The 9857-nt window shown below is 69.5% G+C and carries 9 protein-coding genes; 7 read left to right on the top strand and 2 right to left on the bottom strand.

The window, feature by feature from the left end:
- Together INE98_RS02660 and INE98_RS02655 are read right to left on the bottom strand one after the other, a co-directional pair.
- On the bottom strand, positions 1-242 hold a 242-nt coding region (locus INE98_RS02660; RefSeq protein WP_293536334.1), incomplete at its 3' end, for a CinA family protein.
- Positions 243-320: 78 nt separating this feature from the next.
- Positions 321-1466 carry a bifunctional 2-C-methyl-D-erythritol 4-phosphate cytidylyltransferase/2-C-methyl-D-erythritol 2,4-cyclodiphosphate synthase gene (locus INE98_RS02655; RefSeq protein ID WP_293536332.1) on the bottom strand — a complete coding sequence of 382 codons (1146 nt, stop codon included), beginning with the start codon at positions 1464-1466 and terminating at the stop codon, positions 321-323.
- A gap of 109 nt (positions 1467-1575) precedes the next feature.
- Between INE98_RS02655 and dusB the strand changes: the two genes are divergently transcribed.
- The 7 genes from dusB to hfq form a co-directional block, all read left to right on the top strand.
- Entirely contained in the window at positions 1576-2577 is a 1002-nt protein-coding gene (dusB, locus tag INE98_RS02650; protein WP_293536330.1) for a tRNA dihydrouridine synthase DusB, read from the top strand.
- Entirely contained in the window at positions 2574-3668 is a 1095-nt protein-coding gene (locus INE98_RS02645; RefSeq protein WP_293536328.1) for an ATP-binding protein, read from the top strand. Before dusB ends, INE98_RS02645 begins: the two co-directional genes overlap by 4 nt.
- Positions 3665-5086, top strand: a complete 1422-nt coding sequence (locus INE98_RS02640) for a sigma 54-interacting transcriptional regulator (RefSeq protein WP_293536326.1) — start codon at positions 3665-3667, stop codon at positions 5084-5086. Before INE98_RS02645 ends, INE98_RS02640 begins: the two co-directional genes overlap by 4 nt.
- Before the next feature lie 184 nt (positions 5087-5270).
- Positions 5271-7400: a PAS domain-containing sensor histidine kinase gene (locus INE98_RS02635; RefSeq protein WP_293536324.1), complete on the top strand. Its 2130-nt coding sequence runs from the start codon at positions 5271-5273 to the stop codon at positions 7398-7400.
- Positions 7400-8797, top strand: coding sequence for a sigma-54 dependent transcriptional regulator (locus tag INE98_RS02630; RefSeq protein ID WP_293536323.1), 1398 nt, complete (start codon positions 7400-7402; stop codon positions 8795-8797). The genes INE98_RS02635 and INE98_RS02630 overlap by 1 nt, the downstream gene beginning before the upstream one ends.
- A complete protein-coding gene (locus INE98_RS02625) occupies positions 8797-9660 on the top strand; it encodes a D-amino-acid transaminase (RefSeq protein WP_293536321.1) in 864 nt (287 codons plus the stop codon). Before INE98_RS02630 ends, INE98_RS02625 begins: the two co-directional genes overlap by 1 nt.
- Before the next feature lie 49 nt (positions 9661-9709).
- On the top strand, positions 9710-9857 hold a 148-nt coding region (hfq, locus tag INE98_RS02620; RefSeq protein ID WP_293536336.1), incomplete at its 3' end, for an RNA chaperone Hfq.

Raw genomic sequence — 9857 nt, 5'->3', positions numbered from 1 at the left:
GGCTCGGACACGGCGCCGAGGTCGGCGATGATTTCCCCCGGGACGCCGAGCAACTCCTGCTTGGCGCGGTTGTTGTAGACGACGAAGCCGCGCTCGAAGACGTCCGAGGCGCCGGGGATGGCGCAGATCGCGCCGGCGACCAGGCCGCCCGTGCAGCTCTCGGCCGTGACCAGGCGCAACTGGCGCTCGCGGGCCTCGTCGATCAGGAGGCGGGCGAGGGTCTCGATCTCGATGGAAAACATGTCTCGACTCCGGTCTGGCGCGGGCCAACCGACCTGACCACCGGCCGGGGGGCGGGCGCAAGCCCCCATGGGCGGCGATCAGGTGGCGGGAAGCTCGACGGCGGCCAGGGCCTGGGCCAGGAGGCCCTCCTGACGGCCCGTATAGCCCATGCCCTCGGTGGTGGTGGCCTTGATGCTGACCCGGGAGACGTCGATCCCGAGGATGGCGGCGACGGCCTGGCGCATGGCCTCCCGATGAGGCGCCACCTTGGGGCGTTCGCAGACCAGGGTGAGGTCAAGGGACAGGATCCGGCCGCCCCGGGCGCTGACCAGGGCGCCGGCATGGGCCAGGAAGGTGGCCGAGGGTTCTCCCTTCCAGCGCGGATCCGTGGGCGGGAAATGCTGGCCGATGTCGCCTTCGCCGATGGCGCCGAGCAGGGCGTCGGTCAGGGCGTGAAGTCCGGCGTCGGCGTCGGAATGGCCCACCAGGGCCGCGTCGTGGGGTATCCGGACCCCGCACAGCCAGACCCCGTCGCCGGGGCCCCAGCGGTGGGCGTCGATCCCCTGGCCCATACGGACCTCGCGGACGGGGCGGGCGAGGGACTCGGCCATGTCGAAATCCTCGGGCCAGGTGAGCTTGAAGAGGCGGGGGTCGCCGTGAACCAGGGCGATGCGGGCGCCGGCGGCCTCCATGACGGCGGCTTCGTCCGTGGGCTCGCCCCCCGGCCAGGCCTGGAAGGCGGCGAGGAGGGCGGCCCTCGGGAAGGCCTGGGGGGTCTGGGCGCGCCAGAGACCCTCCCGGTCCACGGACCCGGCGATCTCGCCCCCGCCGCGCTTGAGGCTGTCGGGGACGGGGAGGGCGGCGATGGCGCCGTCGGCGTCCCGGAGGGCGGAAAGGACCCGGGCGATGACCGCCGCCTCAAGGAAGGGGCGGGCGGCGTCGTGGACCAGGACCGGCTCGTCCGGCGGGCCATCCAGAGCGGCGAGACCGGCCCGGACGGAGAGCGAGCGCGCCGCCCCGCCCTCCACGACCACCAGGCCAGGAAGGTCGGCCAGGAGGGTCCGGGCGGCCTCGATGCGGTCCGCCGTCGTCACCACCACCAGCCGGCGGGCCCCGGCGGCGGAAAGCGCCCGGGCGGACCAGGCCAGGACCGGCCGGCCGCCAAGGTCGCGCCAGGGCTTGGGCGCGCCCGGCCCGGCCCGGAGGCTGGCGCCGGCGGCGACGATGACGGCGGAGAAGGTCATGCCCGCTGTTTAGGGTCGCGAGCGCGGCTGTCCAGAGGCGCCGGATCGCTCCGCCTCTTTACGGCCGCCTCAAATTGCCTAAAAAGAGGGCGATGCGAGTGACTGCAAAATGAGCAACCCGGTCCGGATCGGAGATGTCGAGATCGGCGGACGGGTCTGGATCGCCCCCATGACCGGGGTTTCGGACCTGCCGTTCCGTCGCGCGGCGTCACGCCTGGGCGCGCCCTATGTGGCCACCGAGATGGTGGCGTGCTCGGCCTTTGCGGCCGGCCGTCCCGATGTGGTCCGGCGGGCGGCGGTGGGCGAGGGCCTGCCGCGGATGGTGGTCCAGCTTGTGGGCCGCACGCCGGAGGACATGGCGGCCGGGGCCAGGCTGGCCGCCGCGGCGGGCGCCGACGTCATCGACCTGAACTTCGGTTGTCCCGCCCGGGAGGTGACGGCCGGCGCCCTGGCCGGCTCGGCCCTCATGCGGGAGCCGGAGCTTCTCTTCCGGCTGATCGAGGCCGTGGTCGACGCCGTGGACACCCCGGTGACCATCAAGATGCGGCTCGGCTGGGACGATGCCTCGCGCAACGCCCCGGCGATTGCAGCGGGGGCCGAGGCCCGGGGCGTGCGGGCGATCACCGTCCACGGCCGGACCCGCTGCCAGTTCTACAAGGGCCACGCCGACTGGACGGCCGTGGCCGAGGTCAAGGCCGAGGTGGAGGTGCCGGTGATCGTGAATGGCGACATCCGGGACGCAAGCGATGCGGCGCGGGCCCTGGAGGCGTCGGGCGCCGATGCGGTGATGATCGGGCGCGGGGTCTACGGAAGGCCCTGGATCGCGCCCTGGATCGAGGCGGGGCTGTCGGGCGGGGTTTTCGAGGAGCCGGATCGGGAAGCCCGGCTTGAGGTCGTCCTGCAGCATCTGTCCGAGACCCTGGACTTCTACGGAGACCGGACCGGACTGCGGATCTTCCGCAAGCACCTGGCGGCCTATGTCGAGGAAGCGGCGACGCCCGCGGATCCGGCCCTGAGAGCCGAGGCCCGCAGGCGACTTTGCCGAATGGAGACGCCCCGGGAGGTCGAGGCGGGTCTGAGGGAACTCTGGCGGGAGGAGCTGGCGGCATGAGTCCGGTACAGGCGAGCAGCGCCCTGCGGGCGGCGGCCTTTGACATGGCGCCTGAGCCCGCCCTTGTCGTGGCTGAGGACGGACAGGTCCGCGCCGCCAATGAAGCGGCGGAACGCCTGTTCGGACAGTCCCTCGGCGTCATGACGCGCACGGGCCTGTCGACCGTGATGGCGCCTGAGTCGCCCTTGCTGTCGCTCATCGCGCGGGCCCGGATCGAAGGCGGAGCGGTCCGTGAACGGGGTTTTGAGGTCAGCCTCTACGGTCACGCCGCCTTCCGGACAGACGGCTCGGCCTCTCCGCTGGAAGACGGTTCGGTTCTGGTCACCCTGACGGTCCGGTCGGGCGCTCTCAGCGGAGAACGGGGCGGCGCGGAGAGCGCAGGACTGCGGACCATCATCGGCCTTGGCCGGATGCTGGCGCACGAGATCAAGAATCCCCTGGCGGGCATTCGCGGAGCGGCCCAGCTCCTGAAGTCCGGCGCGCGCGTGGAGGACACCCCGCTGGCCCAGCTGATCGTCGACGAGGTCGACCGGGTCAAGCGGCTGGTGGACCGGATGGAGGCCTTCTCCGATGACGCCGCACCGGTCTGCCGGCCTGTCAACATTCACCTGGTCCTGGACCGGGTCCGCACCCTGGCGGTCAACGGGGTCGGCGAAGGGCTCTCGGTGGTGGAGGACTACGACCCGTCCCTGCCGCTGACGCCCGGTGACGAGGATCAGCTGATCCAGATCTTCCTCAACCTTGTGAAGAACGCAGCCGAGGCCGCTCACCGGCGCGGGGACGACCGGGGCGAGATCATCATCCGCACCGCCTTCCGGCATGGCGTGCGCATCCGCACCGGCGGCGCCAGCGGGCTCCGCAGCACGCCCCTGGAGGTGAGGGTCATCGACAATGGTCCGGGGGTGCCGGCGGCGCTTCGGGACAGCCTCTTCCAGCCTTTTGTCACGGGCCGAAACGGCGGGGTGGGATTGGGTCTCGCCCTCGTCTCAAAGCTCGTCTCGGCCCATGGCGGCCTGATCGACTTCGACTCCGAGCCCGGGCGGACGGTGTTCCGGGTGTTGCTGCCCATCGTTACGGAGGATCCGGCATGAACGCCGCGGCCAAGAAGATCATCATCGCCGATGATGACAGCTCGATCCGCCTGGTCCTCAGCCAGGCCTTCACCCGGCTGGGCTACCAGGTCCGGGCGACGGGCAACGCCTCGACCCTGCTGAAATGGGTCTCGGAGGGAGAGGGCGACCTCGTCATCACAGACGTCATCATGCCGGACGAAAACGTCTTCGACGTCCTGCCCCGGATCCGCAAGGAACGGCCGCGCCTGCCGGTCATCGTCATGAGCGCCCAGAACACCCTGCTGACCGCGGTGAACGCCGCCGACGCGGGGGCCTTCGAGTACATCTCCAAGCCCTTCGATCTGGAGGACATCACTGCGGTCGCCCGGCGGGCCCTGTCGCGGCCGGCGGACGTGGAGGCCTCCCGGGCCCAGGCGCGGGCGGCGCGGGATGAGCGCCTGCCCCTGATCGGCCGTTCGGCGCCCATGCAGGAGGTCTACCGGACCATCGCCCGGCTGGTGGGGGCGGACCTGACAGTCCTCATCCTGGGGGAGAGCGGGACCGGCAAGGAGCTGGTCGCCCGGGCGCTGCACGACATGGGCCGGCGCCGCGACGGGCGCTTTGTGGTGATCAATCTGGCGGCGGTGCCCCGGGAACGTGTGGAGACCGAGCTGTTCGGGCGCAGCGACGGGGATATCGGCAAGCTTGTCGAGGCGGATGGGGGGACTCTCTTCCTGGACGAGATCGGCGACATGCCCCTGGACGCCCAGACCCGGCTCCTGCGGGTCATCGACGGTTCCGAGACCGCCATCAATCCCAGAACCGGAAGGCGGCCCAATGTCCGCATCATCGCTGCCACCAACCGTGATCTCCGGGGCCTCATCCAGCAGGGACTGTTCCGTGAGGATCTCTACTTCCGCCTGAACGTGGCGCCGCTGCGCATTCCTCCTCTCCGCGACCGGACAGAGGACATCCCCGACCTTGCGCGCAATTTCCTGCTTCGCGCCAACCGCGAGGGCCTCCCCTCCAAGACGATAGACGCCGGGGCGCTCGAGCGACTGAAGGCCCACCCATGGCCGGGCAATGTGAGGGAGCTGGAGAACCTGATCCGGCGAATCTGCGCCCTCTACGGCGAAGACCTGATCACGGCCCGGATCGTCGAACTGGAACTGGCGGACCACCAGGCGCCTCTCAGGAGCCAGGATGGACCCGTCACCCTTTCCGGCCTTGTGGAGCGCTATCTGTCGAGCCACTTCGCGACCTTCCCGGACGGCCTGCCGCCTGCCGGGCTTTACGACCGTGTCCTGGAGGAGGTCGAACGCCCGCTGATCGCCCTGACCCTTTCCGGAACCCGGGGCAACCAGGTCCGGGCCGCGGAAATCCTGGGCCTGAACCGGAACACCCTCCGGAAGAAAATTCAGGACCTGGGGGTCGAGATGAACCGTGGGCGGCGATAGATCCGGCCCGGAGACGCCGAAGCCGATCGCCGGCCTGACGCTTTTCGGCAACGACCTGTTGATCTGAAAGCACACACGGCCTTAACATCCGGCCATGCAGGCGCCTGGATCGAGGCTTGGAACGGTTGCAAGCTGGCTAGGGCGCGTCCGCGCTCTCGCGGCGACACGGACGGCCCTCGGCGGCGTGTATCTGACCGCCGTCGTTCTGACCGGCCTGGCTATCCTGCTCGCGGCCTCTCCCCCGCAGTCCGGGCCCCTTGCGCCGGCCAGCCTGAACATTCTCTGGATCCTGGGGATCAACCTGATCCTGATGCTCTGGCTGGTGGCGGCGGTCGGGGCGACTGTCCTGCGGCTGGTTAGGGCAAGGACCGCAGACCCGGCGGCGAGGCTTCACCTCAGGTTCGTTACCCTGTTCGCCGCCGCCGCCACGGCGCCGGCCCTGGTGGTGGCCCTGCTCTACGGCGTCCTGGTCAACCGTGGCGTCGAGGACTGGTTCTCCACGCGGGTCCAGACGGTCGTCGAGAATTCCGCGACGGTTTTCCGGAGCTATCTCGAGGAGCAGAAGCGTTATGTGCGCGAGCACGTGACGCTGATGTCCGCCGACCTGAACGGCGCGGCCGGCGCCCTTTCAGACTCCCCGGTCACCTTCGGCCTCTTCCTCGCCCAGCAGGCTGCAGACCATGATTTTCCCGCGGCCTACCTGATCGACCGGGAGGGCCGTGTCCTGGCGCGTGCAGAAAGCCCTGGCGCGCCGGGCTTCGTGATCCCGCCGGCCTTCGCCTTCGAGGCCGCGGACGAGGGGGACATCTTCGTCTCCGCCAACCTGGCCCGCACCCTCTTTCGCCTGAAGGCCTATCCCGACGCCTACCTTTACCTGGTCCGACCGGTCGGCGACGGTGTCGTGGAGAACCTTTCCGAAGCCGAACAGGCCCTGGTGTCCTACCGGGACGCCACGCAAAGCCGTGACCGCATCCAGGCGGCCTTCGCCCTGGCCTATGCGGAGACCGCTCTGCTGGTGCTGATCGGCGCGGTCTGGCTGGGGATGGGGGCCGCCAGTTCGATCTCGGCGCCTGTCGGTCGCCTGGTGCAGGCTGCAGAACGGGTCGCCCGCGGCGATCTTACGGCGCGGGTGGACGCAGGGGCCGATCCTGAAGAGATCGCCGTGCTGTCCCGGGCCTTCAACGACATGACGCGAGACCTGTCCCAGCAGAGGGAGGCCCTGACACGGGCCGGAGACCAAGCGCGGCGACGGCGACAATTCATCGAGACAGTCCTGTCCGAGGTGTCTGCAGGCATCCTTGCTGCGGGCGCCGATGGCCGCATCACCGTGGCGAACCGCCAGGCTGTTCGCCTGCTGGATCTCCCCGAGGACCCCGTCTTTGCATCGCCGACTCCCCTTGAAGACGCGGTCCCCGAGGTCGGGGAGATCCTCGCCATCGCCCGCACCGTCGGCCACGCCGAGGGCGAGGTGGACATAAACCGCAGCCGCGAGACCCTTCGGCTCCGGGTCCGCGCCAGTCGTACCGGGGAGGGGGTGGTCCTGACCTTTGACGACATCACCCGTCTGCGCTCCGCCCAAAGGAACGCCGCCTGGCGCGATGTGGCGAGGCGGATCGCGCACGAGATCAAGAATCCCCTGACGCCGATCCAGCTCTCCGCCGAGCGGATCCGCCGAAAGTTCCGCAGGAATGTGGAGCCCGCAGATCTCGACACCTTCGACCGATGCACCGAGACGATCGTGCGCCAGGTGGGCGACATCGGCAGGATGGTCGACGAGTTCTCCGCCTTCGCCCGGATGCCGGCCCCGCAGGTCTCCGACCAGGATGCGGCCGAGCTCTTGCGCGAGGCCGTGTTCGCGCGGCGCGTCGCTGACCCGGATATCGACTGGGTGATCGGCGACCCCCTGCCGGAAGCGGCCCTTCGGGTGGACGGACGAATGCTGGCCCAGGCCCTCGCCAACGTCCTCAAGAACGCCGTGGAGTCCGTCCGGGCCCGACAGGGGGCCGATCCGGAACCGTCTGGCCGTATTCGCGTCGACATCCAGACGGACGCGTCCGGCGTATCCTTCGTGATCGAGGACAATGGGCTGGGACTGCCCGAGAAGGACCGTGACCGCCTGACCGAGCCCTATGTAACCACGCGGGAGAAGGGCACCGGACTGGGGCTGGCCATCGTCAAGCGCATCCTGGAGGACCACGGCGGTGATCTCGTTCTCGGCGATGTCGGGGAAGGTCAGGGCGCCCGGGTGGTGCTGAAACTGCCGCCGGCCGCGGCGGCGAGCGAGCGGAAGACGACACAAGAGGAGACGGCCTGATGGCGGCGGACGTGCTGGTGGTGGATGACGAGGCCGACATCCGTGATCTCGTCGCGGGGATCCTCACGGACGAGGGCTATGCGGTCCGCACGGCGAACGACTCGGAGTCGGCCCTGGCCGAAATCCGGGCGCGGAAGCCGGCGCTTCTCATCCTGGACATCTGGATGCAGGGCGGGGGGATGGATGGGCTGGAGCTCCTGGACCTCGTCAAGGGGCTCGACCCGGATCTTCCGGTCATCATGATCTCGGGGCACGGAAACATCGAGACCGCCGTGAGCGCCATCAAGCGGGGCGCCTACGAGTTCCTGGAGAAGCCGTTCAAATCCGACAGGCTGCTGCTGGTCGTGGAGCGGGCGCTGGAGGCGGCCAACCTGAGGCGCGAGAACCGCCGGCTCCGGGCCAGGACGGTGACGCCCGAGGGGCTGATCGGGCGTTCGGCGACCATGCAGCATCTCCGCGGGCTGATCCAGAAGCTGGCCGCCGCCAACAGCCGCGTGCTGATCTCCGGCCCCCCGGGCGCGGGGAAGGAAACCGTCGCCCGGATGATTCACGCCGCCAGCCCGAGGGCCCGGAGCGAGTTCATGGTCATCAGCGCGGCCGGCATGACGCCCGAGCGGGTTGACGTCGAACTGTTCGGAGAAGAGGGCGAGGCCGGCAGGCCGGCCAAGATCGGCGTCTTTGAACGGGCGCACGGCGGAACCCTTTACCTCGACGAGGTGGCGGACATGCCGCGCGAGACGCAGAGCCGGATCCTCAGGGTGCTGGTCGACCAGCGGTTCCGGCGGGTGGGCGGTGCGTCCGATGTCCAGGTCGATGTCCGGGTGGTCTCCTCCACTTGTCGCGACCTGCGGGTGGAGATCGCCGAAGGCCGCTTCCGGGAAGATCTCTTCCACCGGCTCAATGTCGTGCCGCTCGGCGTCCCGGGCCTGGCCGAGCGTCGTGAGGACATTCCGGACCTGGTCGATTTCTTTGTCCAGAAGATCTCCGAGGCGTCGGGCCTGCCCCGGCGCCGTCTCTCCGATGACGCCCTTGCGGCCCTTCAGGTGCGCGCCTGGCCCGGCAACCTCAGCCAGTTGCGGAACCAGATCGAGCGGCTCCTGATCCTGGCCTCCGGCGATCCGATGGAACCGATCACCGCAGAGATGATCCCGCCGGAGCCGGAGGAGCGGTCCCGTTCCGGCCGGGGCCTCGGCGCCGAAAGGATCATCGCCCTTCCTCTGCGGGAAGCCCGGGAGGCCTTCGAGCGGGAATACCTGCACGCCCAGATGCTCAGGTTCTCGGGCAATATCTCGCGGACGGCCGCCTTCATCGGAATGGAGCGGTCGGCCCTGCACAGGAAGCTGAAGTCCCTCGGCCTGACGGGCGCGCGGGCGGGCTCGGAAGGGGAGGAGGGCTGATGGGACGCATCGCCTACGTCAACGGCGCCTATGTCCGGCATGCCGACGCTGCGGTCCATATCGAGGACAGGGGCTACCAGTTCGCGGATGCGGTCTATGAGGTCTGGGCCATGTCCGGGGGGCGGCTGTGTGATCCCGAGGGACACTTCACCCGCCTGGAGCGAAGTCTTGGCGAGCTCTCCATCGACATGCCCATGACCCGCGCCGCGCTGACGACGGTCCTGAAGGAGACCATCAGAAGGAACCGGATCCGGGATGGGCTTGTCTACCTGCAGGTCAGCCGTGGGGTGGCGCCGCGGGATCACGTCTTCCCGGCCTCTCCAATCGCGCCTGCGGTCGTGGTGACCGTGAAGCGGACCGATCCGGTCGCAGCCGAGGCCAGGGCGGCAGCGGGGGTCGGGGTCCTTACCACGCCCGAGAACCGCTGGGGCCGCTGCGACATCAAGACCGTGGGCCTTCTGCCCAATGTTCTGGCCAAGCAGGCTGCGAAGGAGGCCGGCGCGGCCGAAGCCTGGTTCATCGATGCGGACGGCCTCGTGACGGAAGGCGCGTCCTCCAACGCCTGGATCGTCACGTCAGAGGGCGTGCTGGTGACCCGCGACACCGGCGCCAACATCTTGAGGGGCGTGACCCGGGAGACCCTGCTTGAGGTGGCGCGGACGGCGAACATCCGGATCGAGGAGAGAGCCTTCAGCCTGACGGAGGCTTGCAGCGCACGGGAGGCCTTTTTCACCGGCGCCGGGGCCCTGCTCCTGCCGGTTGTCTCCATCGACGGCCGGGCCGTGGGCGACGGGCGGCCAGGACCCGTAGCAACCCGGCTTCGCAGCCTCTATATCGAGAGCGCCAGGGCCGCGGCGATCTAGCGGCCGTCGGCGGGAAGGAACCCCGCCCAACACAAGAGAGCGAAAAGCCATGTCCGGCGACAAGAAGCAGAACCTGCAGGACACCTTCCTTAACAGTGTCCGCAAGACCAAGACCCCCCTGACCATCTTCCTCGTCAACGGCGTCAAGCTGCAGGGCGTCGTGAGCTGGTTCGACAACTTCTGTGTGCTGCTGCGCC

It is taken from the genome of Phenylobacterium sp., from assembly GCF_020253645.1.
In the GTDB taxonomy this organism is placed as follows: domain Bacteria; phylum Pseudomonadota; class Alphaproteobacteria; order Caulobacterales; family Caulobacteraceae; genus Phenylobacterium.
Note: the sequence above shows the minus strand (reverse complement) of the source record. Positions and strands in the feature narration are given on the sequence as shown.

Bases quoted from the DNA above. Each gene is read 5' to 3' on its own strand.
- INE98_RS02655 (WP_293536332.1), bottom strand. From the start codon at position 1,466: ATGACCTTCTCCGCCGTCATCGTCGCCGCCGGCGCCAGCCTCCGGGCC.
- dusB (WP_293536330.1), top strand. From the start codon at position 1,576: ATGAGCAACCCGGTCCGGATCGGAGATGTCGAGATCGGCGGACGGGTC.
- INE98_RS02645 (WP_293536328.1), top strand. From the start codon at position 2,574: ATGAGTCCGGTACAGGCGAGCAGCGCCCTGCGGGCGGCGGCCTTTGAC.
- INE98_RS02640 (WP_293536326.1), top strand. From the start codon at position 3,665: ATGAACGCCGCGGCCAAGAAGATCATCATCGCCGATGATGACAGCTCG.
- INE98_RS02630 (WP_293536323.1), top strand. From the start codon at position 7,400: ATGGCGGCGGACGTGCTGGTGGTGGATGACGAGGCCGACATCCGTGAT.
- INE98_RS02625 (WP_293536321.1), top strand. From the start codon at position 8,797: ATGGGACGCATCGCCTACGTCAACGGCGCCTATGTCCGGCATGCCGAC.